Origin of the sequence: Streptomyces sp. NPDC060049 (assembly GCF_042736715.1) — a bacterium.
Taxonomy (GTDB): domain Bacteria; phylum Actinomycetota; class Actinomycetes; order Streptomycetales; family Streptomycetaceae; genus Streptomyces.
The window spans coordinates 338,415-362,332 of the sequence record NZ_JBHWVV010000006.1 but is presented as its reverse complement, the minus strand read 5'-3'; the positions used below and the strand labels follow the sequence as shown (position 1 = coordinate 362,332).

Here is a 23,918-nt window from a genome sequence, read left to right as displayed (position 1 = left end):
CCGGGCGCCCGCAGCACGGACGCCACAAGCGCGGACGCCGGAGGCACGGGCGCCGCAAGCACGGATGCACGACGGCGCGAGACCCCCCAGGTCCGGTAGGGGACGGGGTTCCGCGCGGCGCCGCTCCCCCGGCCCTATTCCACCGGGAGGACGACCACCTCGGCCGGGGCGAAGGTCACCGCGACCCGGTCCCCGACCGCCGGCGCCCCCGCCAGCCCGCATTCCGCCTCAAGCTGCGGCCCCGCCTGCGGCCGCAGCAGCAGGGCGACGTGCGTGCCCCGGAAGGTGCGGGACACCACCTCGCAGCCCAGCCCCTCGGGCGACAGCACGACCCCGGCGGGCCGGATCAGCACCCGCCGCGGGCCCTCCTCAGCCCCGGCGGGGACGGGCACCGCGCCCCAGGCAGTCGCCGCCGTCCCCGCCGACACCACGGCCGGGACCACGTTCTCGAAGCCCAGGAAGCGCGCCACGAACTCCGACGCCGGCCGCTCCCACACCTCCAGCGGCGTCCCCGCCTGCGCGATCCGCCCGTCCCGCATCACGACCACCCGGTCGGCCAGCGCGAACGCCTCGCCCTGGTCGTGCGTGACGGCCAGCACGGTCGTCCCCAGCCGCGCGAACAGCCCCCGCAGCTCCACGACGAGCCGCTCGCGCAGCCCCCGGTCCAGCTGCCCGAGCGGCTCGTCCAGCATGAGCACCCGCGGCGACGGCGCCAGCGCCCGGGCCAGCGCGACCCGCTGCTGCTCGCCACCGGAGAGCGAGGCCACCGCCCGGCCCTGCGCCCCGGGGAGCCCGACCAGCTCCAGGAGCTCCGCGACCCGGCTCCCGGAGGACGCCTTCGAGGAACCCCGCATCCGCAGCCCGAACGCCACGTTCCCGCCCACGTCCCGGTGCGGGAACAGCTGGTGGTCCTGGAACATCAGGCCCACCCCCCGCCGGTGCACGGGTACCCCGGCCTGGTCGGCGCCGCCCAGCAGCACCCGTCCGCCCGAGACGGACTGGAGGCCGGCCACGACCCGCAGCAGGGTGGACTTGCCGCTGCCGCTCGGTCCGAGCACGCACACGGTCTCGTGCTCGGCCACCCGCAGGTCCACGGAGTCCACGACGGCGCGCTCACCGAAGCGGACCGACACCCCTTCCAGCTGGAGCAGTGCCATCAGAACTCTCCGGAGGTCTTGTCGGGTCGCAGTCTCTCCAGCAGCAGCAGGGACACAGCGCACACCAGCATCAGAATCGTGCTCAGGGCCATCGCCTGCCCGTAGTTCATCTCCCCCGCCCGGCCCAGCAGCCGTGCCACGGCGACCGGGAGCGTCGGACGGTCCGGACGCGCGATGAAGACGGTCGCGCCGAACTCCCCGAGGGACACGGCGAAGGCGAAGCCCGCCGCGATCAGCAGGGCCCGCCGCACCATCGGCAGGTCAACCTCCCGCCAGACCCGCGGCGGCGACGCGCCGAGCACGGCGGCGGCCTCCCGCAGCCGGCCGTCGACCGCGCGCAGCACGGGCAGCATGGTCCGTACGACGAAGGGCACGCCCACCAGCGCCTGGGCCAGGGGCACCAGGATCCACGAGGTCCGCAGGTCCAGCGGCGGCTCGTCGAGGGTGATGAGGAAACCGAAACCGACCGTCACGGCCGACACCCCGAGCGGCAGCATCAGCAGCGCATCGAAGCCCCGTACGAAGCGGCCCGCGCGCCGGGTCAGGGCGGCGGCCGCGAGTCCGCCGACGGCCAGCGCGATGGCCGTGGCGGCCAGCGCGTACTGCAGGGAGTTCCAGATCGCCTCCAGTGGCGGCACCAGAAAGGTCCCGCCGCGGCCGCCGGCCTCCTGGAGTTCCCGGTAGAAGCCGAAGCCGTAGCCGCCGGGGGCGTCGAAGGAGCGTTCCACGAGCACGCCGAGGGGGAGCACGATCAGCAGCGCGACCGTCAGGAGCACCCCGCCGAGCAGGGCGCGCTGCGCCCAGCCGCGCGGCCGGTGCGAGGTCCGCGCCGGGTCCACGAGCCGCAGCGCGGTCTCCCGCTTGCGCACGGTCCAGGCGTGCACGCCGAGGATGCCGCCGAGCGCGGCGAACTGCACCATCGTCAGTACCGCGGCCGTCGGCAGGTCCAGGAGCTGCGCCGTCTGCCGGTAGACCTCCACCTCCAGGGTGGAGTACGCGGGGCCGCCGAGGATGAGTACGACGCCGAAGGAACTGAAGGTGAACAGGAACACCATCAATGAGGCGGCGCCCACCGCCGGGGCCAGCGCGGGCAGCGTCACCCGGCGCCAGGCGGCGAACCGCCCGGCGCCCAGCACCCGGGCCGCCTCCTCCTGGCGCGGGTCCAGCTGCGCCCACAGCCCGCCGACCGTGCGGATGACGACGGCGTAGTTGAAGAAGACGTGCGCCAGCAGGATGGCCCACACGGTCGTGTCGAGGCGGATCCCCCACACCTCGTCCAGCAGACCGTTGCGCCCCACGAGCCCCAGGAAGGCCGTGCCCACCACGACGGTGGGCAGTACGAACGGCACCGTCACGACCGCCCGCAGCAGCTGCTTGCCGGGGAACTCGAAGCGTGCGAAGACGTACGCGGCGGGGAGCGCGATCAGGAGCGTGAGCACCGTCGAGGCGAACGCCTGCCAGGTGGTGAACCAGAGCACCTCTCCGATGTCGGGCCGGGCCAGCACCTCACCGATCCGACCGAACTGCCAGCCCGTGTCGGTCTTGAGCCCGCGCCCGACGATCGCGGCGACGGGGTAGGCGAAGAACAGCCCGAAGAAGAGGAGCGGAACGGCCATCAGTGCGAGTCTGACGACCGTCGCCCGCCCGCTCTCCTTCGGTGCGGCACCCACTCGTCCCATTACTTCACGACGAGCGTCGACCACGCCTTGACCCACTGGTCGCGGTTCTTCGCGATGGCTTCGGGGGCGACCGTCTCCGGCTTCTCGATCACGACGCCGTGCTTCGTGAACAGCTCCGGCAGCGCCGCGTCCTTGGTCACGGGGTTCACGAACATCTGGAGCGGCATGTCCTCCTGGAACTTCTTGGAGATCAGGAAGTCCAGGAGCGCCTTGCCGCCCTCCTCGTTCTTCGCGCCCTTGAGCAGACCCGCGAACTCGGTCTGCCGGAAGCACGTACCGGTCGCGACGCCCGTCGGGGCCTCGGCCGGCTGCGGCTCGCCGTAGAGCACCTCGACCGGCGGGCTGGAGGCGTAGGAGACGACCAGCGGGCGGTCGCCCTTGGCCTTCTTGCCGCCCGCCGAAGCGGAGAAGCGCTCGTTGTAGGCCTGCTCCCAGCCGTCGACGACCTCGACGCCGTTGGCCTTCAGCTTGCTCCAGTAGTCCTTCCAGCCGTCCTCGCCGTACTTGCCGACGGAGGCGAGGAGGAAGCCGAGGCCGGGCGAGGAGGTCGCCGCGTTCTCGGTGACCAGGAGGTTCCTGTACTCCGGCTTGATCAGGTCGTCCAGCGTCTGCGGCGGGGCGATCTTCTTGTCGGCGAAGTAGGCCTTGTCGTAGTTGACGCAGATGTCACCGGAGTCGACCGGGGTGACCCGGTGCTCCTTGTCGAGCACGAACTCCGGCTTGACCCCGGCCAGCCCCTTGGCCTCGTACGGCGTGAAGATGCCGTTGTCGAGGGCGCGAGAGAGGAGCGTGTTGTCCACGCCGAAGAACACGTCGCCGCGCGGGGAGCCCTTGGTCAGGATCTCCTGGTTCAGCGCGGCGCCCGCGTCGCCCGACTTCAGGACCTTGACGGTGTAGCCGCTCTGCTGCTCGAACTCCTTGAGGACCGTGTCGGTCGCGTTGAAGGAGTCGTGCGAGACGAGGGTGACCGTCTTGGACTGGGGGGCGTCGCTCGCGCCCGCGGCCCCGTCCTTGCCGTCGGAGCCGCCGCATGCGCTGAGCGTGCTGACGCCGAGGGCGGCCGCGAGTGCGGCGCCCGCGAGCTTCTTGGTGGTGCTCACTGTGATTTTCCTCCTGGGATGTCCAGGAGAAGACGCGGCCCCGCCCGGCGCTCTGTTCGGAGCGGACGCCGGGCAGGGCGCAACAGCTTGAGTGGTGACCGAACTTCCTACCCCGAATGACCGGGGCGAGGTTCAGAGGGTCTGCGGTGACGGATACCGCACTCTCAGCGCTGTGGCGCTCCCCTGTCGGAAATATGAAATTGGTTCGGCCACAGGGTACCCCTTGGCCGAATGTGAACCTCGACTGGCGTAATCAGCGCTCCGAGGCGGCGAGCTGACCGCACGCGCCGTCGATCTCCTGACCGCGGGTGTCACGGACGGTCACCGGCACGCCGTGGCGGGCGATGGCATCCACGAACGCCTTCTCGTCCTCGGGCCGCGAGGCGGTCCACTTCGAGCCGGGCGTCGGGTTCAGCGGGATCAGGTTGACGTGCACGCGCTTGCCCTTGAGGAGCTTGCCGAGCAGGTCGCCGCGCCAGGCCTGGTCGTTGATGTCGCGGATCAGTGCGTACTCGATGGAGATGCGGCGGCCGGACTTCTCCGCGTACTCCCAGGCCGCGCCGAGCACCTCGCGGACGTTCCAGCGGGTGTTCACGGGGACCAGCGTGTCGCGCAGCTCGTCGTCCGGCGCGTGCAGCGAGACGGCGAGGCGGCACTTGAAGCCCTCGTCGGCGAAGCGCAGCATGGCCGGGACCAGGCCGACGGTGGAGACGGTGATGCCGCGCTGTGACAGGCCCAGGCCGTCGGGCTCCGGGTCGGTGAGGCGGCGGATCGCGCCGACGACGCGGTTGTAGTTGGCGAGCGGCTCGCCCATGCCCATGAAGACGATGTTCGACAGCCGGGCCGGCCCGCCGGGGACCTCGCCGTCGCGCAGGGCGCGCATGCCGTCGACGATCTGGTGGACGATCTCGGCCGTGGACAGGTTGCGGTCGAGACCGGCCTGGCCGGTGGCGCAGAACGGGCAGTTCATGCCGCAGCCGGCCTGCGAGGAGATGCACATGGTGACCCGGTCGGGGTAGCGCATCAGCACGGACTCGACGAGCGTGCCGTCGTGCAGCTTCCACAGGGTCTTGCGGGTGGTGTCGTCGTCACAGGAGATGTGGCGGATGACGTTCATCAGGTCGGGCAGCAGCTCGTCGCGGAGCTTCTCGCGGGAGCCCGCCGGGATGTCCGTCCACTCGGCCGGGTCGTGCGCGTAGCGGGCGAAGTAGTGCTGGGAGAGCTGCTTGGCCCGGAACGGCTTCTCACCGATCGCGGCGACGGCCTCCCGGCGCTCCTCGGGGGTGAGGTCGGCGAGGTGCCGGGGCGGCTTCTTCGCTCCACGAGGGGCGACGAAAGTGAGCTCTCCCGGGACAGGGCGGGCCATGGCAGGTACTCCTTGTAAGACGAAAGGCGCGCCGCAGAAGCAGCACGCCTTCCAAGAGTAACCGCCCCGGCCCCGCCGGGGTTTTTCGTGATACGTGGATCAGCCCGTACCCACGAAAGCCGCCAGCAGCAGCCACACCACCGGGGCGGTGGGCAGCAGCGAGTCCAGCCGGTCCATGATGCCGCCGTGACCGGGCAGCAGCGTGCCCATGTCCTTGATCCCGAGATCCCTCTTGATCATGGATTCGCCGAGGTCGCCCAGCGTGGCGCTGACCGCGACGGCCAGGCCCAGCAGTAGGCCCTGCCACCAGACGCCCCCGTCGACCAGGAACTCCATGCAGAGCGCCCCGGCCGCCATGGCGAAGGCCACCGCCCCCAGGAGCCCCTCGCGGGTCTTCCCGGGGCTGATGCGCGGGGCGAGCTTGGTCTTGCCGAAGCGCCAGCCCACCGCGTAGGCCCCCGTATCGCTGACGACCGTCAGGACCAGGAAGGTGACCACGCGCTGCGGCCCGTCGTCGGCGGTGAGCAGCATCGCGACGAAGGTGGCCAGGAAGGGCACGTAGAACGCCGCGAAGACCCCGGCTGTGACGTCCTTGAGGTAGTCCTCGGGCGGTTCGGTCATCCGCCAGACCAGGACCGCGAGGGCCGTCAGTGCCATCGCCACCCAGGCGCCCTCGGCCCCGCGGACGTAGCCGGCGATGACCATCGCCGCGCCGCCGATCGCGAGCGGGACCAGCGGGGCCTTGATGCCCTTCTGCTCCTGGAGCCGGGAGGTGAGCTCCCACAGGCCCACGACGACCGCTACGACGACCACGCCGAGGAAGACCGCCTTGACGATGAACAGCGAAGCGAAGATCACCGCGCCGAGGCCGACGCCGACCCCTATGGCGGCACGCAGATCCCGCCCCGCACGCTTCTTCTGCGGCGGGGGCGGGGGGTCCTGCGGTGCCGACGGAGGCGGGGGCGGGGGGCTGGGCATGGGCTCCTGCGGCGGCGTCTCGGCGCGGAAGAGGGAGCCGCCGTCGACGGCGGCCCCCCGATCGCGTGCTTCCCGGTCGTCGAAGTCACGGCCGGCGGCATCGGGCACGATGGGCATGGGCCGAGTGTGCGGGCCCGCCTGCGCATCGTATGCGGGACCCGCCGGAACCGGCTCCGGCTGCCAGGAAGTGTCGTTCATCAGACTTCGAGGAGCTCGGCTTCCTTGTGCTTGAGGAGCTCGTCCACCTGCGCGACGTACTTCGCGGTGGTGTCGTCGAGCTCCTTCTCGGCGCGGCGCACCTCGTCCTCGCCGGCATCCTTGTCCTTGACGAGCTTGTCGAGGGCGTCCTTCGCCTTGCGGCGGATGGCGCGGATCGAGACCTTGGAGTCCTCGGCCTTGGTGCGCGCGACCTTGATGTACTCCTTGCGGCGGTCCTGCGTCAGCTCGGGGAAGGTCACCCGGATGATGCTGCCGTCGTTGCTGGGGTTGACGCCCAGGTCGGAGTCGCGGATGGCCTGCTCGATGTTGCGCAGGGCGCTCTTGTCGAACGGGGTCACGATGGCCATGCGCGGCTCGGGAACCGAGAACGAGGCGAGCTGGTTGATGGGCGTGATGGCGCCGTAGTACTCCGCCACGATCTTGTTGAACATCGCCGGGTGCGCACGACCGGTGCGAATCGCGGCGAAGTCTTCCTTGGCGACGACGACGGCCTTTTCCATCTTCTCCTCGGCCTCGAGGAGGATCTCTTCGGTCACCACGTGCTCCTGCATGTCAGAAATGGATGGTTCAGGCGGGCGGAGCCGGTTCGGCCCGGCGGGTTCGAACCGGCAGCGGTGTGCTCGGGCCCGAGCGCTCAGGCCCGGGTGCTCTGGTCGCTCACGAGCGTGCCGATCTTCTCACCCTTGACGGCGCGGGCGATGTTGCCCTCGGCCAGCAGCTCGAAGACCAGGATCGGCAGCTTGTTGTCGCGGCACAGCGTGATGGCGGTTGCGTCGGCGACCTTGAGGTCGCGGGAGAGCACCTCGCTGTACTCCAGCGCGTCGAACTTCACGGCGTCCGGGTTCTTCTTGGGGTCCGAGTCGTAGACCCCGTCGACGCCGTTCTTGCCCATGAGCAGGGCTTCCGCGTCGATCTCCAGGGCGCGCTGGGCGGCCGTGGTGTCGGTGGAGAAGTAGGGCATGCCCATGCCGGCGCCGAAGATGACGACGCGGCCCTTCTCGAGGTGGCGCACGGCGCGCAGCGGGATGTACGGCTCGGCGACCTGGCCCATGGTGATGGCGGTCTGGACGCGGGAGTCGATGCCCTCCTTCTCCAGGAAGTCCTGGAGGGCGAGGCAGTTCATGACCGTGCCGAGCATGCCCATGTAGTCGGACCGGGCCCGGTCCATGCCGCGCTGCTGGAGTTCGGCGCCGCGGAAGAAGTTGCCGCCGCCGATCACGATGGCGATCTCCGCGCCGTCGCGGACCACCGCGGCGATCTCGCGCGCGATGGCGTGGACGACGTCGGGGTCGACGCCAAGTCCTCCGCCACCGGAGAAGGCCTCGCCCGACAGCTTCAGCATGAAGCGGCGGCCCTTCTTGTCCTGGTCGCTCTTGTCGTCGGAAGCGGTGTGGGTGTCCACGCCCTGATTCATGGAGATCTCCTCGTGCACATACGAAGAAGGCCATTGCCGGTGGGTCCTCGCGGTTCCCTCTGCGGCAATGGCCTCCTCGTCAGATCTGCGGTCGTCCTGCGCGGACGCGGACGACTGCTTCAGACCCTACCGGGGTCCGGTGTCCGTCGCGTACGGACGGACTCAGATGCCGACCTTGATGCGCGAGAAGCGCACCAGGGTGACACCAGCCTCGTCCAGAACCTTCTGGACGGACTTCTTGGCGTCCAGGGCGTAAGCCTGGCCGAGCAGCGTGTTGTCGCGGAAGAAGCCGTTGACACGACCCTCGACGATCTTCGGCAGGGCGGCCTCGGGCTTGCCCTCCGCGCGGGTGACCTCTTCGGCGACGCGGCGCTCGGACTCGACGACGTCGGCCGGCACGTCCTCCTTGGAGAGCCACTTCGGCGCGAACGCGGCGATGTGCTGCGCGATGCCGCGGGCGACCTCGGCGTTGGGCTTGTCGAGCTCGACCAGGACGCCGATCTGGAACGGCAGGTCGGGCATCGTGCGGTGCATGTACGCCGACACGTAACCGCCGGTGAACTGCGCGAAGCGGTCCAGGACGATCTTCTCGCCGAGGTTGGCGTTGGCCTCGTCGACGAAAGCGGTGACGGTCTTGCCGGGCTCGATCTCGGACGCGAGGAGCGCCTCGAGGTCGGCCGGGGAGGTCGCGGCGACGTGCGCGGCGAGCTGGTTGGCGACAGCCAGGAACTTGTCGCCCTTGGCGACGAAGTCCGTCTCGCACTTCAGCTCGACGATGACACCGGAGGTGTTGTCGTCGGCGATCTGGGAGACGACGGCACCGTTCTCGGCAGAACGGCCTTCGCGCTTGGCGACGCCCTTCTGACCCTTGATACGGAGCGCCTCGACGGCCTTGTCGACGTCGCCGTCGGAGTCGACCAGCGCGTTCTTGCAGTCCAGCATGCCGGCGCCGGTGAGCTCGCGGAGCTTCTTGACGTCAGCGGCGGTGTAGTTCGCCATGAGTCTGTGATTCTCTCTCGAAGTCGTAGATCTACGGGTGAACGGCGGAGGAGTCGCGCCTCGGGCGCGGCTCCCCCGCCGTCATCGTCCGTGCTGTGAGTGCCCGGCGTGTGAACGCCGGGCGCTCTCAGTGGGTCAGGCCTGCTCGGCGTCGGCGGCCGGAGCCTCGACGACGGCCTCGGCGACAACCTCGGCCTCGGCGGCCGGAGCGGCCTCGGCCGGGGCGGCGGGGGCCTCGACAGCGGCCTCGGCCGGAGCGGCCTCAGCGTCGTCGGCCTTCTTCTCGCCCTCGAGGAGGTCGCGCTCCCACTCGGCGAGCGGCTCGGCGGCGGCCTTCTCGCCCGGCTTCGAGTCGCCAGTGGCGGCACCGGAACGGGCGATGAGGCCCTCGGCGACGGCGTCGGCGATCACGCGGGTGAGCAGGGTGACGGAGCGGATCGCGTCGTCGTTGCCCGGGATCTTGTAGTCGACCTCGTCGGGGTCGCAGTTGGTGTCGAGGATCGCGACGACCGGGATGTGGAGCTTGCGCGCCTCACCGACGGCGATGTGCTCCTTCTTGGTGTCGACGATCCAGACGGCGCTGGGGACCTTCGACATCTCGCGGATACCACCGAGGGTCTTCTCCAGCTTGATCTTCTCGCGAGAGAGGACCAGGAGCTCCTTCTTGGTGAGACCCGACGCGGCGACGTCGTCGAAGTCGATCGCCTCAAGCTCCTTCAGACGCTGGAGGCGCTTGTAGACGGTGGAGAAGTTGGTGAGCATGCCACCCAGCCAGCGCTGGTTGACGTACGGCATACCAACGCGCGTCGCCTGCTCGGCGATGGCCTCCTGGGCCTGCTTCTTGGTACCGACGAACATGATGGAACCGCCGTGGGCGACGGTCTCCTTCACGAACTCGTAGGCGCGGTCGATGTACGACAGCGACTGGAGCAGGTCGATGATGTAGATGCCGTTGCGCTCCGTGAAGATGAAGCGCTTCATCTTCGGGTTCCAGCGGCGGGTCTGGTGACCGAAGTGGACGCCGCTTTCCAGCAGCTCCCGCATCGTTACGACGGCCATGGCCATCTCCTTGTTTTCTCGGTTTGGTTCCTGACGCCCCTGTCGCGCCCTGCCCCCGAAGAGGGGACCGAGAGACGCTGTCACCCGGCCTGAGCGGCCGGTGTGCTGGGGCGTGCGAAGTCGACCCGGTGACCCGGATCGCCACAAGAAGTGTACGGGACCCGGCGGTATGCCGGATGACGAGGTTTTCCACAGCCGGGCCGCTCGTCCACAGGCCGAGCGGGGGGCGCCCGCGGGCGGGATCCTGACGGCCATGACGGCATTCCTGTTCGCCCTGCTGCTGACCTTGTCCCTCACCGCCGCGCCGGCGCCGCCGGATGCTGCGGGACGACCGGGTGCTGCGGTACCACCGGGGGCGCGCCCCCTGCCGGCCCCCCTGACCGTGCTCCGGTGGTGGGACCCGCCCCCCACCAAGTACGCGGCCGGTCACCGCGGCGTGGACCTGGCGGCGGCGGTGGGCGCGGAGCTGCGCGCGGTCGGCCCGGGCCGGGTCCACTACGCCGGCCTGGTCGCGGGGCGCGGAGTGCTCTCCCTGACCCTTCCGAACGGCCTGCGCACGACCTACGAACCCGTCCGCCCCCTGGTCGCGGAGGGCGCCGAGGTCACGACGGGCCAGGTGGTGGCCCTCCTCACGGACGGCACCCACTGCCTCCGCCCCTGCCTCCACTGGGGGCTCCTGAAGGCCGACACCTACCTCAACCCCCTCGCCCTCCTCCCCCGCCCGACCCCCCGGCTCCTCCCCCTGAACACCGCCCACCCGGACCCGCCGACCTGAGGCCGAAGCGCACGGCAAAGGGGCCGGCCCGCGGGCCCGGCAAGATCCGGAAGAGACGGCCTAACCCCCGACGCCCCGCAAAGCCATCGCCACAGCCGCGTCCGTGACGACGGCCGGCTCCTCCCCCGAGGCCGCCTCGATCCGCCGCACGGCCGCGTCCACGACACCCTGGAGCAGCATCGCCGCGAGCCGCGGCTCCACCTGCCCCAGCGCGGCCAACGCCTCCACGATCATCGCGACGAGCCCCCCGTGCGCGGCACGGATCTTCTCCCGCGCGCCGGCGTCCAGCTCACTCGCCGAGATCGCCACCACGGCCCGGTGCCGGCGGTCCCCCACCAGCCCGAGCTGGCTGCGGACGTACGCCTCGATCTTCGCCTCCGGCGTCTGCGCCTCGGACATCGCCGCCTCGATCTCGGCTGCCCACACGGGGAAGTCCACCGCGCAGAGCTCCTCGACGACTGCTGCGCGGGAGCGGAAGTACTCGTACACGGAGGAACGGGCGAGGCCCGTCCGCTCGGCGAGGGCGGGGAAGGTCAGCGCTTCCGTCCCCCCTTCTGACAGCAGGGAACGCGCGGCGTCCAACAGGGCGCCGCGCTGCATCGACCGGTGCTCGGCCACGGAGGCCGCTCGAATCCTGGGCACGCGTCCACTCTACGGAGGTACCGCAAGGCCGGGGCTCGCCGGACGAACCCTCGAGCCGCCTTCGAGCCACCCACGACGCCCCACCGACCCGAAGGCGCCGCTCAGCGCCCGACGTCCGCCAGCTTCGCCCGCAGCTGCAGCACCGACTTGGTGTGGATCTGGCTGACGCGGCTCTCGGTCACACCGAGCACGTTGCCGATCTCGGCGAGCGTGAGGCCCTCGTAGTAGTAGAGGGTCACCACCGTCTTCTCCCGCTCGGGCAGCGTGTTGATGGCCCGTGCCAACAGCCGCCGCAGCTCGCGGTCCTCCGCGACCTCCACCGGGTTGTCGGCGGCGGTGTCCTCCAGTGTGTCCATCAGCGAGAGGCGGTCGCCGCCCTCCCCGCCGACGTGCAGGAGCTCTTCCAGAGCGACCACGTTGGCCAGCGACAACTGGCTGAACACCGCGTGGAGTTCCTCGACTCCGATGCCCATCTCACCGGCGACCTCTCCTTCGGTCGGGGTGCGCCGCAGCTGGGCCTCCAGCGTGGCGTAGGCCCGCTCCACGGCCCGCGCCTTCTGGCGCACCGAGCGGGGGATCCAGTCCAGCGCCCGCAGCTCGTCGATCATCGCGCCCCGGATCCGGGTGATCGCGTACGTCTCGAACTTGATGGACCGCTCGATGTCGAACTTCTCGATGGCGTCGATGAGTCCGAAGACTCCGGAGGAGACGAAGTCGGCCTGCTCCACGTTGGGCGGCAGGCCGACGCTGACCCGTCCGGCCACGTACTTGACGAGGGGCGAGTAGTGCAGGATCAGCTGCTCCCGCAGCCGCTCGTCACCCGAGTCCTTGTACGAGCGCCAGAGCACCTCCAGGGACGAGGGCGCGGTCGACCGCTCGCTGCTGCGCGCAGCGGGGGGCACCGCAGCGCGGTCGGACCCTGAGGTGTGCTGGGGCATGCTTCGCCTTTGCCGGAGCCGGATTCCTTGGGAGCGTAGCGTGACGGAAGTGTCGCGGTGCGCGAAGAGTACGGGATCGCGCGGGCAGCCAAAGGCGCCCCGACTCGCGCGGGCGACCCGGGACCGGCGCCTGGCGCACGGTCCCGGCGACTGCCACCGGGAAGACCGCGTCTCTCATCGGCTTCACTCTTTCACCGGAACTCCCCAGGTCAACGACCGCCTCGCCGGGTGCCTTCGGTTTGCATGCCTCCTATCGGCCCTCGCAGGATCAATTGCCAGCCGTCGCCCTGCCGTTCGACGAACCCCAGAGAGTGAAGTTCGTACAGTCTGCCGATGACTTCATCGGTGTCGGCGCCCGCCGCGAGGGCGACCTCCCCCAGATCGGCGAGCCGCCCTGCCGGGAGCGCTTCGAGTACGCGGACGGTGGCGGGGTCCAGCAGGTCCCGGGCGATCACCGGGCCGCGCCGCTCGGGGGCCAGTTCGCCGATGGCACCGACGAGCTCGATGACCTCCGCCGCGTCCGTGACCAGCGCGGCCTCCCCGCGCAGCAGCTCGTGCACTCCGGCCGAGAGCCCGCTCGTGGCCGGGCCGGGAACGCCCATGGTGCACCTGCCGAGCTGCTGGGCCCGCCGGGCGGTGACGAGGGATCCGCTGCGGTGGGCGGCCTCCACGACGACCGTGCCCCGGGTCAGGGCCGCGATGACGCGGTTGCGCAGGACGAACCGGCTCGGCGTGGGGTGGCTGCCGGGTGGCAGCTCCCCGAGCAGCAGCCCTTGGGTGGCGATCCGGCCGAACAGTCCGGCGTGCCCGCGGGGGTACGGGACGTCCACCCCGCAGGCCAGCACGGCGGCCGTGGCGCCGCCGGCGCCGAGGGCCCCGCGGTGGGCCGCGCCGTCGATCCCGTAGGCACCTCCGGAGACGACCACCCAGCCGCGCTCGGCGAGTCCGGCGGCGAGGGACTGCGCCATGTGCGCCCCGTACGGGGTGCAGGCGCGGGCCCCGACCATCGCGACCGAGCGCAGCGCCCAGGTCCGCAGACCCGGCCGGCCCCGCACCCACAGTCCGAGGGGCCGGGCGTCGCCGAGCCCGTCCAGCTGGGTCGGCCACTCCGGCGACCCGGGACAGACGAACCGGCCGCCCGTCTCGGCGGCGACCGCCAGATCCCGCCGGGGGTCGGCCAGCGCGGCCCGCCTGCGGTATCCGTCCAGTCTCTCGGCGCCGACCCCGGCCGGTATCCCCGGCGCCGCGTCGGATGCGGTGAGCAGCCGCATCAACCCGACGGCCCCGTGCTCGCGCAGCCAGCGCCCGCCGTGCGCGTCCCCCGGCTCCAGCACCCGGGTCAGCGCGGCCCTGGCGAGTAGATCGTCCCGCGGATCCGTCTCCTCGGCGGGCGGCCGCCCGTCCGGCCGCCCGGGCCCGGGCCCGGTCACGATGCGGACCCCATGGCCGCCGCCGTGCCGCGGGCGATACCGGTGCGCAGCTCCAGGGCGACGGCCACGTCCAGCGCGTCGGGCCGCTCGCGGCCCCGCAGGTCCGCCACCGTCCAGGCGACCCGGAGCACCCGGTCCAGCCCCCGGGCGGTGAGCAGCCCGCGCTCCAGGTCCCGCTCGGCCAGGGCCAGCGCCCCGGGGCCGGCCGGCCAGCGGGTCCGCAGTTCGTGCCCGGGCACCTCGGCGTTGGTCCGCCAAGGGGTGCCGGCCAGCCGGGCCACCGCCCGGTCCCGGGCTCCGCGCACCCGGTCGGCGACCACCGCCGTGGCTTCGCCGCGGCCCCCGCGCCCCAGCAGATCGGAGCGGGTGACCGGCTCGACCTGAACCCGCAGGTCGACCCGGTCGAGCAGGGGCCCCGAGAGCCGGGCCTGGTAGCGCCGGATCACCGAGGCCGGGCATTCGCACCCCGTCCCGTGCAGGGTGTGCCGCCCGCACGGGCAGGGGTTGGCGGCGAGCACCATCAGGAACCTCGCCGGCAGGCGTACCACGCCGGCGGCCCGTGCGATGACCACGTGCCCGGCTTCGAGGGGCTGCCTCAGGGCGTCCAGGGCCTTGGTGCCGAACTCCGCGGCTTCGTCGAGGAAGAGCACCCCTCTGTGTGCCAGGGACACCGCTCCTGGTCTGGGCACACCGGCCCCGCCCCCCACGAGGGACTGCATGGTCGCCGAATGGTGCGGGGCGCAGTACGGCGGCCGGGCGACGAGCGGCTCGCCCGGCGGCAGGATTCCCGCGACCGAGTGGACGGCCGTGACCTCCAGGGAGTCCTGTCGGGTGAGCGGGGGCAGGATCCACGGGATCCGCTCGGCGAGCATCGTCTTGCCCGCCCCCGGCGGTCCGCTCAGGAAGAGGTGGTGGCCACCGGCGGCGGCCACTTCCAGCGCCCGGCGAGCGGCGTGCTGTCCCGCGACGTCGGCCAGGTCGGGGAAGTCCCGCCCGTCCCCGTCCCGGGCGACCCCCGTACCGAGTCCGGCGCCGGGGACCACCAGCCCGGCCAGTATCGGGTCGGGCCTCCCCGGCGGGTCCGGAGGGTCCTCCTCGGGGACCTCCCCGCCGGTCAGCACCGCGATCAGCTGCCGCAGGCTGCGTACGCCGAGCACCGAGACGTCGGGGACGAGCATGGCCTCGGCCGCGCACTGCTGCGGGACCACGACCTGCCGGTACCCGGCCTCCGCGGCGGCGAGGACGGCGGGCAGTATTCCCCGGACGGGGCGCACCCTGCCGTCGAGCCCCAGCTCCCCGATGAGGACGAGATCGGCGATCACGGCGGGGTCGATCACCTCCGCCGCGCCCAGGACCGCGGCGGCCACGGCCAAGTCGAAGCCGGCGCCGGACTTCGGTACCGAGGCCGGGCTGAGGCCCACGGTGAGCTTCTTCTGCGGCCAGGTGGCGCCGGAGTTCACCACGGCCGCCCGGACCCGGTCCCGGCTCTCGATCAGGGTCTTGTCGGGCAGCCCCACCAGGGCGAAGGCCGCGATGCCCGGTTCGAGGTCGGCCTGGACCTCCACCACCACTCCGTCGACGCCGACGAGGGCGACCGAGCAGGCACGCGCGAAGCCCATCAGGCCGCCCCCCTGACGTGCTCCACCACGGGCGCACCGCGCCGCGGCAGGAGGACTCCGACGAGGTCGATGCGCACCCCGCCCGGGGGCGGCCCGCCGTGGTCGGCGAGCCAGCGCCCGGCGAGCCGGCGCAATCGGTCGGCCTTGACCGGCCGCAGGGCGGCCATGGGGTGTTCGAACTCCCCGACCCGCCGGGTCTTGACCTCGCACACGACCAGGGCGTCCCCGTCCCGGGCGACGATGTCGATCTCCCCGCCGCGGCACCGCCAGTTCCTCGCGATCACGGTCATCCCGGCCTCGGTGAGCCGCCGCGTCGCGAGATCTTCGCCGTACCGCCCCAATGCCTGCTGTGCCACGCCCTTCGCGTTCATCCGGCACCACCTCCACCGCCGACGGTCCCGCAGCCCCGCCCACCTTGTGGATCTTGGTGGACAACCAAGGCGTTGTGGATAACCCGCTCACCCCTGGGGGTGAACCGTCGGCTCGGAAGGAGGCCTTTGCACAGCTCAGCGCATCAGCAGCGCCCTAGAGAAGGCGGCGCCTCAGGCGCCGCCTCAGAACGCCTCAGAACGCCTCAGGCGCCCGGAAGCTCGAGATCGCTCTTGTTGAGCTCCTCGATGTTCACGTCCTTGAAGGTCAGCACGCGCACCTGCTTGACGAAGCGGGCCGGCCTGTACATGTCCCAGACCCACGCGTCGGCCATCGAGACTTCGAAGAAGACCTCCCCCTGGACCGAGTGCACCTGCATCTCGTAGTCGTTGGTGAGGTAGAAACGGCGTTCGGTCTCGATCACGTACTTGAACAGCCCGACGACGTCGCGGTACTCGCGATAGAGCTTCAGCTCCATCTCGGTCTCGTACTTCTCGAGGTCCTCGGCACTCATGGCATGTTCCCCTTCAGCCGTGCGTCCCCCTATTGTGCGCCAGGCCCGTGCGCCCCTAAACGATTTCCGGGGCCAGGTTCACGGGCGCACCCGGAGGACCGTCGTCGAGCAGCGTACGGAGCAGCTCCGCGAGTCTGGTCGGGTACACCGTCTCATGGGCCGCGAGAAGTTCCTCGGAGGTCCACCACCTGGCTCCGGAGACACTGCGCCGCTCCAGTTCGGTGAGCCCGCCCATCCCGGTCACCGTCTGGGTGGTCCGGGCCAGGAAGTACCACTCGTCCTGTTCCCAGCGGCGCCCGTCGAAGGGGAACGAGCAGTAGCGGTGCCACAGCACCGGCCCGAGCTCCACCTCGGTGATCCCGGTCTCCTCGGCGAGTTCGCGCAGCGCGGCCTGCTCCCGGGTCTCGGAGCCCTCCAGGCCTCCGCCGGGCGTGAACCACCAGTCGTCCGCCGCGTCTCCCGGCTCGAAGCCGTGCAGCAGCAGGATCCGGTCCTCGGGGTCCAGCAGGATGACGCGCGACACCTTGCGCGGGCCGCCGCCGGCTCCGCCCGCCGTGTCAGCGGACACCGGCCCGGTCCCTCCTGCGCCCGCGCCCGAGAACCCGTGCGACCGGACCGTACGCGGCTCCGAGCAGCACCAGGGCCGCACCGGCCGCCACCGCCGCCACCTGGAGGCGCAGCGGCCCGGCACCGGAGATCCCGCCGGGCAGGGAGGCGTAGGTCCCCGGCCGTTCCAGCATCGACATGGAGGGCCACGCGAGGGCGTCGACCCGGCCCTTCACCGCCGACCGCGCCACCGTCCCCTGCCCGGCCTCCTGCAGGTGCGCCCGGGAGTCCAGCGAGGCGCCGCGGCGGTCACCCAGCAGGAAGAGGTTGCCCTCGGGGACCGTCACCTCGAACGGCGTCCGCGAGGCGGAGCCGCCCGGCGCGTCCGGCACGTCGAGCGTCTCCTCCTCGATGTACGGCTCGTCCAGCTCCTTGCCGTTCACGGTGAGCCGGCCGCCGTCCCCGCAGCACTTGACGGTGTCCCCGCCGATGCCCACGACCCGCTTGACCATCGGCGAATCGCTCCACAGGTCGTCCTTGAAGACGACCACGTCCCCGCGGCGCACGTCGCCGCCGTCGATGCGCTGGGCCAGCACCCGGTCCCCGGGCTTGACCGTCGGCACCATCGAGTCGGTCGGCACCGTGTACGGCTGGTACACGACGGCTCCCCACACGAACCCGCCCAGGAAGAGCACAAAGCCGATGGCCACGGCGATTCCCGACAGCATGCTGCCGAGACTGCCGCGGCCACCGCCGTCACCTGCTCGTATTGCTCGTGTTCCGCCCATTGCAGCGCCCCCACCCTCGGAGATCGTCGACCTGGGCGGCACCCTACCTGCCGGTACGCCCGCCAGTCAGCCTCCGCCTGCGCCACAGCACGACCGGCACCGCTCCGGCGAAGCCGAGAGCGGCCGGGCCGAGCCCGACCGGCGCCAGTCCGGACGCCCCGAGACCGAGCGCGGTGGCCGCGGCCTGGTTGCCGATGCCCGGCTGGTCGAAGGTCTCCGGGATCGGCAGCGTGGACCAGCGGGTGATCGGCCACGCGACGACCACGGCCCGGCCGACGACGTCGTCGACGGGCACGAAGCCATGGGTCGGGTCCTGCTGGTGCCAGCGGGAGTCCTGGGAGTTCTGCCGGTGGTCGCCCATCACCCAGATCTTGCCCTCGGGCACCTTGAGCGGGCCGAAGGGGAAGTCGTCGCAGGGGGTGTTGCCGGGGAAGATGTACGGCTCGTCGAGCTCCTTGCCGTTGACGACGACCGGTCCGCCCTTCTTGCATTCGACCGTGTCACCGCCGATCGCGATCGTCCGCTTGATCAGGTCCTTCTCCTCGGCGGACGGCATCAGGCCGATCCAGCTGAGGACCTTCTGCGCGATGTTGGGCTCCGGGCTGGCCTCGCCGCTCAGCCAGTTCGCGGGGTCGTGGAAGACGACGACCTCTCCGCGCTCGGGCTCGGAACCGAACCATGGCGTCAGCTTGTCCACGAGCACCCGGTCACCGCGCTGCAGGGTGTTCTGCATCGAGTCGGAGGGGATCGAGAACGCCTGCACCAGGAAGGTCTTGATCAGCAGAGCGAGCAGCAGGGCGATACCGACCAGGAGCGGCAGCTCCTTCCAGAACGAGCGGTGCGGGCGCGTGACCACGCCGTCGTCGTGCGCGTCGCCGTCCTTCGCATCGCGCTCGACGGCATCGCGCTCGACGGCGTCGTCCGGCCGCTCATCACCTTCATCGCGTCCGGACCGTGCGCCTACCGCCACATCCCCCACATCCACTCCTCAGTCGGAATCGGAAATCCGCCCGCGCCTGATCGGGCGCGGGCCCTCCCCTCCCCTAACGAGCGGGAGTTCCCAAAGGCGCGGGAGACCGAGGACACACTATGCGAACGACGCACCCGGGCGGCGCCGACGGGGCGCGCGGCGTCCGGCGCGCGCCTGGTCGGGCACCATGCGGAAGGTGGCGGGCTGTTCCAGCCGGTGCCAGTGCCCGAAGGGCCATGCGATCACCACGGCTTGGCCGACCACGTCGTTCTCGTCGATCGTGCCCTGGAAGGCCTCGTCGAGGTGGTAGCGGGAATCGGCGGAGTTCGCCCGGTGGTCGCCCATGACGAAGAGCCGTCCGTCGGGCACGTGCACCTCGAAGCGGATTTCCGACGGCACGTTCCCCGGGTTCAGGTACGGCTCGTCCAGCGGTGATCCGTTGACGCTGACCCGGCCCCGGGCGTCGCAGCACTTCACGGTGTCCCCGCCGACTCCGATGACCCGCTTGATCAGGTCCTGTTCGTCGGCGGAGGGCAGCAGGCCGATGAAGGTGAGCGTCTGCTTGATCTGCTTGACCCCCACCGGATCCGGTGCCGGACGGGCGGCCTCGCCACCGAGCCAGTCCCCGGGGTCCTTGAACACGACGACCTCGCCGCGCTCGACCTCGGAGCCGAACCAGGGGGTCAGCTTGTCCACCAGGACCCGGTCGCCGATCCGGATCGTCTGCTCCATGGAGCCCGACGGGATGAAGAAGGCCTGCACGAGGAAGGTCTTGAGGACCAGCGCGATGCACAGCGCGACGACCACCAGCAGGGGCAGCTCCCCCACCCGGCGGGTACGCCGCTTGCGCCGGACCCGGCGGGCCAGCCGACGCCGGTCGGCGCGGCCGCCGGCCTCCGCCGGGCCGCCACCGGCCGCGTCCCCGGGCTCCGGTTCGGCGCCCGCGTCCTCGTCCCGGGCGCCTCTCGGACGCCCCCTGCTACCCACGTCGGCCGTCCGCGGAGTCCACGGCGCCCCAGCGCGAGACGGGCCAGCCGATCCAGTCGGCCCGCCCGATCACCTTCTCCACCGGCACCATCCCCCCGCCCGGTTCGCCCAGGTGGTCCCGGGAGTCCCGGGACTGGGAACGATGATCACCCATGACCCACAGGGTCCCAAGGGGTACGACGATCCGGAAGGGCACTCTCGACCCCGAGTCTCCGGGGAACAGGTACGGCTCCTCCAACGGGACCCCGTTGACCTTGATCCGGCCGTTCTCGTCGCAGACGACGTCGTCTCCGCCGACGCCCACGACCCGCTTCACGAAGTCGGTGTCCGAGGGATCGGCGAGCCCGAGCGCCGAGGCCGCGCCGTGCAGGGCGTCGCCGACCGGATTGCCGTCGGGTCCCTGCGGCACGAAGGATCCGGTGCCGTCGAAGACCACGACGTCCCCGCGCCGGGGCCGGTCGCCGAACCGGTACGCCAGCTTGTTGACCAGGACCCGGTCGCCGACCTCGAGCGTCGGCTCCATCGAGCGGCTCGGGATCAGGAAGGGCTGGAGGACGAAGTTGCTGAGCAGCAGGAGGAAGAGGGTGCAGGCTACGCCCAGCAGCCCGGCCCGGCGCCAGGTCAGCCACCCCGCCGCTTGGGCGGCGGCCTCGTCGCCCCGGCCCGCCGCGTCATCGGAGCCCGTGGAACCGCCGTCGGAAAACGCGAAGCGCGACCGCCCCTCCCCCTCGCCGGGGGAAGAGTGGCCGCGCTGCGTGTGAGCTGCTTCGGTGTCCATCGGGGGCGAGCCTATCGGGCTTGCCCCGGAACCCCGAGAGCAGATCAGCGGTCGCGCTTCTCCTTGATCTTCGCGGCCTTGCCGCGGAGCTCACGGAGGAAGTACAGCTTGGCGCGACGCACGTCACCGCGGGTGACGAGCTCGATCTTCTCGAAGATCGGGGAGTGGACCGGGAAGGTACGCTCCACGCCGACGCTGAAGGAGACCTTGCGGACCGTGAAGGTCTCGGAGACGCCGGCGCCCTGGCGGCGGATGACGACACCCTTGAACTGCTGGATACGGGAGCGGTTGCCCTCGATCACGCGGACGTGCACGTTGACCGTGTCACCCGGGCGGAAGGCCGGAACGTCCGAGCGCAGCGTGGCGGCGTTGACGCCATCGAGCAGGTGAGACATGTGATTCGTCTGCTTTCTTCGCACGGCGCCACAGGCCGCCGGTGCGGGGTTTCCGTAGAGAATTCGGGAGCTGCGGGACTCGGCGGACGACTGTCCCCCTGTGGCAGGGGCGCACGCGAGCACACAGCAGCCGCCTATTCTTCCACGGTCTGCGGCCTACGCCAAAACCGGCCGTCGGCCGACGGCTTCCAGCCGAGGATGCTGAGCAGTTCACGGTCCTTCTTGTCGAAGGCGGAGGCCTCGCAGCGCTCGATCAGATCCGGGCGGTTGCTCGCGGTGCGGCGGAAGGCCTCGTCCCGGCGCCACCGGGCGATCTTGCCGTGGTGTCCGCTGACCAGCACGTCCGGGATGCCGTGGCCGCGCCATTGGGGCGGCTTGGTGTAGACGGGCCCTTCCAGCAGGTTGGCCATGTCGCCGGGCGCGAAGGAGTCGTCGCGGTGCGATTCGGCGTTTCCGAGCACCCCGGGCAACAGCCGGGCCACGGCCTCGGTGACGACCAGGACGGCCGCCTCGCCGCCGGCCAGGACGTAGTCGCCGATGGAGACCTCGTAGACCGGGATCCGGGTGGCGTACTCGTCCATGACCCGGCGGTCGATGCCCTCGTACCGGGCGGGGGTGAAGATCAGCCACGGACGTTCGGAGAGTTCGACCGCCAGTTCCTGGGTGAACGGTCGGCCGCTGGGCGTGGGAACGACCAGGACGGGCCCGTGCGCGCCCGCCTCGTAGCCGTCGGCCATCGCGGAGTCCAGGGCCTCGCCCCACGGCTCGGTCTTCATGACCATGCCGGGGCCGCCGCCGTACGGGGTGTCGTCCACGGTGTTGTGCCGGTCGTACGTCCAGTCCCGCAGGTCGTGGACGTGTACGTCGAGCTGCCCGCGCGCCCGCGCCTTGCCGACCAGGGAGACGTTGAGCGGCTCCAGGTACTCCGGGAAGATCGTGACGACGTCGAGACGCATCAGGCTTCTTCCCCGGAGCCCTCGGAGTCCTCGTCGCGGCTGGAGTCGATGATCGCTTCGCGCTCGTCGATCAGCCCGGGCGGCGGCGTGATGACGCAGCGCTGCTCCTCCAGGTCGATCTCGGCGACGATCTCCTCGACGAAGGGGATCATCACCTCGGAGCCGTCCGGCCGCTCGACGATGAAGAGGTCCTGCGAGGGCAGGTGCGAGATCTCGGTGATCCGGCCGATCTCGGTGCCGTCGGCGAGGACGACGTCGAGGTCCATCAGCTGGTGGTCGTAGTACTCGTCGGGCTCCTCCGGCAGCTCCGCCGGGTCCACGTCCGCGATCAGCAGGGTGTTGCGCAGCGCCTCGGCGCCGGTGCGGTCCTTGACGCCCTCGAAACGCAGGAGCAGCCGCCCGCTGTGTACCCGGCCCGTCTCGATGGTCAGCGGACCCGCCGACGCCGGCTCGGTCTGCAGCACGGCACCGGGCCCGAGCCGCAGCTCGGGCTCGTCGGTCCGCACCTCGACGGTGACCTCACCCTTGATCCCGTGGGCGCGGCCGACCCGCGCGACTACCAGCTGCACTGTGTGTCTCTCCTGTTCAGACGACGACGGGCCGGGGCGGGCTCAATGCCCTCCCCGGCCCGTGCCGGTCATTCAATCCTGCAATGGACTCAGCGAACCTGGTCCACGTCGACGAGGTCGACGCGGATCCCCCGGCCGCCGATGGCGCCCACGACGGTACGCAGAGCACGTGCGGTGCGGCCGTTGCGGCCGATCACCTTGCCGAGGTCGTCGGGGTGGACCCGAACCTCGAGCACCTGCCCGCGACGCAGGTCGCGCGAGGCGACCTGAACGTCCTCGGGGTTGTCCACGATGCCCTTCACGAGGTGCTCAAGAGCCTCCTCGAGCATGCTCAGGCCTCGGTCGACTCGGCGGTCTCGGCCTCAGCCTCGTCCGCCTTCTTGTCGGCCTTCTTCGCCTTCTGGGTGATGGCTTCGCCCTTGCCCTCGCCGATGCCCTCGAGGGCCTTGGCGAACTCGTCGAAGGTGCGACGCTTGCTTTCCTTCGTCTCCGGCTGGAGCAGCGGCGCGGGGGCCGGGAGGCCCTTGTGCGCCTGCCAGTCACCGGTGAGCTTCAGGATGGCGAGCACAGCCTCGGTGGGCTGGGCGCCGACCGACAGCCAGTACTGCGCACGCTCGGCGTTGACCTCGATGCGCGACGGGTTGTAGGTCGGGTGGTACAGACCGATCTCTTCGATCGCGCGACCATCGCGGCGGGTGCGCGAGTCGGCGACGACGATGCGGTAGTGCGGCTGGCGAATCTTGCCGAGGCGCTTGAGCTTGATCTTGACTGCCACTGGAGTGGTGTCTCCTGAACTTGACGTGGTTGGGCACATGAGATGCCACGTGGGGTTGCGGTACTCGGGTGCCCGATGGACGCGTCAGCCGGAGGAGAGAGGGGTCCTATGCGACTGTCGAGTACAGCTAGCCATTGTGCCACATGCCCGAGGCACCCCGCCCGCCCCGGTCAGGAAGCGGCGGCGGACATCGCGACGTCGGGGATGCGGAACGGCTTCATGCAGCCGCCGCACACGATCGGGGCCTGGGCCAGCACGGACGGGACCACCCGAACGTTGCGCCCGCAGTCGCAGACCGCCTTGACCCGGACACCTCCGCCGGAGGATCCGTGCCGGGCGGCCGGGCCGCGGAAGCTGCGCTTGGTGTCGGCCGCGGTGGCGACCGTGTGGGCCTTCAGCGCTCGCTGGAGGCGCTCCATCGTGGGGCGGTAACGCGTCTTGGCCTCCGGATTGAGCGAGACCAGCGAGAAGCCGCTGCTCGCGTGCGGCTCGTCGGCGTGGTCCAGGCCCATCTCCTCGGCGATCGCGAGGAACCTGCGGTTGTGGTAGCGGCCGGCGCGCGAGGTGTCACGCACTCCGCGTGCGGCGGCGATGCCGTGGACTGCCTCGTGGAGCAGTCGCTCGAAGGAGAGTTCGGCGCCACAGGCGGACGAGGACTCTCCGATCAGGGACTCGGGCGCGGCAAGGTCAGGCAGCTCGGAGTGGTACCGCTGAATATCGGCCCACGCCTGCGCCAGTTCTGCGGCGAGGACAGGTGGTGTCGTGCTCACGTCGTGACAACGAGCCGAGGTGCCCCGGTGTTCCGATTCCGGGCCATTCCAAATTTTTTGCACGTACCAGTCAGTTCAGTCTGATGCGTCCTGACGAGGACGGGTGCGCAGATCTCAGGAGGAGTC

27 protein-coding genes and 1 riboswitch are annotated in these 23,918 nt (G+C 71.1%); of the genes, 1 reads left to right on the top strand and 26 read right to left on the bottom strand.

The genetic code is table 11. The features are described from left to right. Positions 1 to 134 precede the first annotated feature (134 nt). The 9 genes from ACFWBY_RS14185 to rpsB form a co-directional block, all read right to left on the bottom strand. Positions 135 to 1,157 carry an ABC transporter ATP-binding protein gene (locus tag ACFWBY_RS14185; RefSeq protein ID WP_385329297.1) on the bottom strand — a complete coding sequence of 341 codons (1,023 nt, stop codon included), beginning with the start codon at positions 1,155 to 1,157 and terminating at the stop codon, positions 135 to 137. Beyond that, entirely contained in the window at positions 1,157 to 2,773 is a 1,617-nt protein-coding gene (locus ACFWBY_RS14180; RefSeq protein ID WP_385329300.1) for an ABC transporter permease, read from the bottom strand. Before ACFWBY_RS14180 ends, ACFWBY_RS14185 begins: the two co-directional genes overlap by 1 nt. 62 nt (positions 2,774 to 2,835) lie before the next feature. Then, positions 2,836 to 3,936: a thiamine ABC transporter substrate binding subunit gene (locus ACFWBY_RS14175; protein ID WP_385329302.1), complete on the bottom strand. Its 1,101-nt coding sequence runs from the start codon at positions 3,934 to 3,936 to the stop codon at positions 2,836 to 2,838. Between the two features lie 86 nt (positions 3,937 to 4,022). Beyond that, a riboswitch (TPP riboswitch) is annotated at positions 4,023 to 4,131 on the bottom strand. Positions 4,132 to 4,189: 58 nt separating this feature from the next. Beyond that, complete coding sequence (rlmN, locus tag ACFWBY_RS14170) at positions 4,190 to 5,302, bottom strand: 23S rRNA (adenine(2503)-C(2))-methyltransferase RlmN (RefSeq protein WP_385329304.1); 1,113 nt, start codon at positions 5,300 to 5,302, stop codon at positions 4,190 to 4,192. A gap of 99 nt (positions 5,303 to 5,401) precedes the next feature. Continuing rightward, positions 5,402 to 6,478, bottom strand: coding sequence for a phosphatidate cytidylyltransferase (locus tag ACFWBY_RS14165; RefSeq protein WP_385329306.1), 1,077 nt, complete (start codon positions 6,476 to 6,478; stop codon positions 5,402 to 5,404). Further along, entirely contained in the window at positions 6,478 to 7,035 is a 558-nt protein-coding gene (frr, locus tag ACFWBY_RS14160; RefSeq protein WP_385329309.1) for a ribosome recycling factor, read from the bottom strand. The genes ACFWBY_RS14165 and frr overlap by 1 nt, the downstream gene beginning before the upstream one ends. A 98-nt stretch (positions 7,036 to 7,133) precedes the next feature. Then, a complete protein-coding gene (gene pyrH, locus ACFWBY_RS14155) occupies positions 7,134 to 7,913 on the bottom strand; it encodes a UMP kinase (protein ID WP_385329312.1) in 780 nt (259 codons plus the stop codon). A gap of 162 nt (positions 7,914 to 8,075) precedes the next feature. After that, the gene (gene tsf / locus ACFWBY_RS14150) at positions 8,076 to 8,912 is read right to left on the bottom strand and encodes a translation elongation factor Ts (RefSeq protein WP_385329315.1); all 837 of its coding nucleotides are present in this window, start codon (positions 8,910 to 8,912) and stop codon (positions 8,076 to 8,078) included. A 135-nt stretch (positions 8,913 to 9,047) separates the two neighbouring features. Next, positions 9,048 to 9,971, bottom strand: a complete 924-nt coding sequence (gene rpsB, locus ACFWBY_RS14145; RefSeq protein ID WP_385329318.1) for a 30S ribosomal protein S2 — start codon at positions 9,969 to 9,971, stop codon at positions 9,048 to 9,050. A gap of 253 nt (positions 9,972 to 10,224) precedes the next feature. Here rpsB and ACFWBY_RS14140 point away from each other — a divergent pair, with 253 nt between their 5' ends. Continuing rightward, the gene (locus ACFWBY_RS14140) at positions 10,225 to 10,746 is read left to right on the top strand and encodes a M23 family metallopeptidase (RefSeq protein ID WP_385329321.1); all 522 of its coding nucleotides are present in this window, start codon (positions 10,225 to 10,227) and stop codon (positions 10,744 to 10,746) included. Between the two features lie 60 nt (positions 10,747 to 10,806). On the opposite strand, the gene ACFWBY_RS14135 is transcribed toward ACFWBY_RS14140, so the two are convergent. From ACFWBY_RS14135 to ACFWBY_RS14055, 17 genes are all read right to left on the bottom strand, one after another. Next, the gene (locus ACFWBY_RS14135; RefSeq protein ID WP_385329707.1) at positions 10,807 to 11,364 is read right to left on the bottom strand and encodes a TetR/AcrR family transcriptional regulator; all 558 of its coding nucleotides are present in this window, start codon (positions 11,362 to 11,364) and stop codon (positions 10,807 to 10,809) included. Positions 11,365 to 11,489: 125 nt separating this feature from the next. Next, positions 11,490 to 12,326 carry an RNA polymerase sigma factor WhiG gene (gene whiG / locus ACFWBY_RS14130; protein ID WP_385329324.1) on the bottom strand — a complete coding sequence of 279 codons (837 nt, stop codon included), beginning with the start codon at positions 12,324 to 12,326 and terminating at the stop codon, positions 11,490 to 11,492. Positions 12,327 to 12,535: 209 nt separating this feature from the next. Then, positions 12,536 to 13,756 carry a DNA-processing protein DprA gene (dprA, locus tag ACFWBY_RS14125; RefSeq protein ID WP_385329327.1) on the bottom strand — a complete coding sequence of 407 codons (1,221 nt, stop codon included), beginning with the start codon at positions 13,754 to 13,756 and terminating at the stop codon, positions 12,536 to 12,538. Further along, positions 13,753 to 15,375 (bottom strand): YifB family Mg chelatase-like AAA ATPase, encoded by a 1,623-nt coding sequence (locus ACFWBY_RS14120; RefSeq protein ID WP_385329329.1) that lies wholly within the window; start codon positions 15,373 to 15,375, stop codon positions 13,753 to 13,755. Before ACFWBY_RS14120 ends, dprA begins: the two co-directional genes overlap by 4 nt. Next, a complete protein-coding gene (locus ACFWBY_RS14115; protein ID WP_385329331.1) occupies positions 15,375 to 15,746 on the bottom strand; it encodes a YraN family protein in 372 nt (123 codons plus the stop codon). Before ACFWBY_RS14115 ends, ACFWBY_RS14120 begins: the two co-directional genes overlap by 1 nt. 203 nt (positions 15,747 to 15,949) lie before the next feature. Then, on the bottom strand, positions 15,950 to 16,258 hold the full coding sequence (locus tag ACFWBY_RS14110; protein ID WP_214947872.1) for a DUF2469 domain-containing protein: 309 nt from the start codon (positions 16,256 to 16,258) through the stop codon (positions 15,950 to 15,952). A 55-nt stretch (positions 16,259 to 16,313) separates the two neighbouring features. Beyond that, a complete protein-coding gene (locus ACFWBY_RS14105) occupies positions 16,314 to 16,826 on the bottom strand; it encodes an NUDIX hydrolase (RefSeq protein WP_385329334.1) in 513 nt (170 codons plus the stop codon). Further along, a complete protein-coding gene (gene lepB / locus ACFWBY_RS14100) occupies positions 16,816 to 17,532 on the bottom strand; it encodes a signal peptidase I (protein WP_385329337.1) in 717 nt (238 codons plus the stop codon). Before lepB (ACFWBY_RS14100) ends, ACFWBY_RS14105 begins: the two co-directional genes overlap by 11 nt. 103 nt (positions 17,533 to 17,635) lie before the next feature. Continuing rightward, positions 17,636 to 18,562, bottom strand: coding sequence for a signal peptidase I (gene lepB / locus ACFWBY_RS14095; protein ID WP_385329339.1), 927 nt, complete (start codon positions 18,560 to 18,562; stop codon positions 17,636 to 17,638). 117 nt (positions 18,563 to 18,679) lie between these two features. After that, complete coding sequence (gene lepB, locus ACFWBY_RS14090) at positions 18,680 to 19,549, bottom strand: signal peptidase I (protein ID WP_385329342.1); 870 nt, start codon at positions 19,547 to 19,549, stop codon at positions 18,680 to 18,682. After that, positions 19,542 to 20,327 (bottom strand): signal peptidase I, encoded by a 786-nt coding sequence (gene lepB / locus ACFWBY_RS14085; RefSeq protein WP_385329344.1) that lies wholly within the window; start codon positions 20,325 to 20,327, stop codon positions 19,542 to 19,544. Before lepB (ACFWBY_RS14085) ends, lepB (ACFWBY_RS14090) begins: the two co-directional genes overlap by 8 nt. 44 nt (positions 20,328 to 20,371) lie before the next feature. Then, positions 20,372 to 20,722: a 50S ribosomal protein L19 gene (gene rplS / locus ACFWBY_RS14080; protein WP_214947866.1), complete on the bottom strand. Its 351-nt coding sequence runs from the start codon at positions 20,720 to 20,722 to the stop codon at positions 20,372 to 20,374. A 134-nt stretch (positions 20,723 to 20,856) separates the two neighbouring features. Then, positions 20,857 to 21,678, bottom strand: coding sequence for a tRNA (guanosine(37)-N1)-methyltransferase TrmD (trmD, locus tag ACFWBY_RS14075; protein ID WP_385329347.1), 822 nt, complete (start codon positions 21,676 to 21,678; stop codon positions 20,857 to 20,859). Continuing rightward, positions 21,678 to 22,247, bottom strand: coding sequence for a ribosome maturation factor RimM (rimM, locus tag ACFWBY_RS14070; protein WP_385329350.1), 570 nt, complete (start codon positions 22,245 to 22,247; stop codon positions 21,678 to 21,680). The genes trmD and rimM overlap by 1 nt, the downstream gene beginning before the upstream one ends. 89 nt (positions 22,248 to 22,336) lie before the next feature. Next, on the bottom strand, positions 22,337 to 22,576 hold the full coding sequence (locus tag ACFWBY_RS14065) for an RNA-binding protein (protein WP_385329352.1): 240 nt from the start codon (positions 22,574 to 22,576) through the stop codon (positions 22,337 to 22,339). A gap of 2 nt (positions 22,577 to 22,578) precedes the next feature. Then, positions 22,579 to 23,022, bottom strand: coding sequence for a 30S ribosomal protein S16 (gene rpsP / locus ACFWBY_RS14060; protein WP_214947863.1), 444 nt, complete (start codon positions 23,020 to 23,022; stop codon positions 22,579 to 22,581). Positions 23,023 to 23,192: 170 nt separating this feature from the next. Then, entirely contained in the window at positions 23,193 to 23,792 is a 600-nt protein-coding gene (locus ACFWBY_RS14055; RefSeq protein WP_385329355.1) for a hypothetical protein, read from the bottom strand. Positions 23,793 to 23,918: the final 126 nt, after the last annotated feature.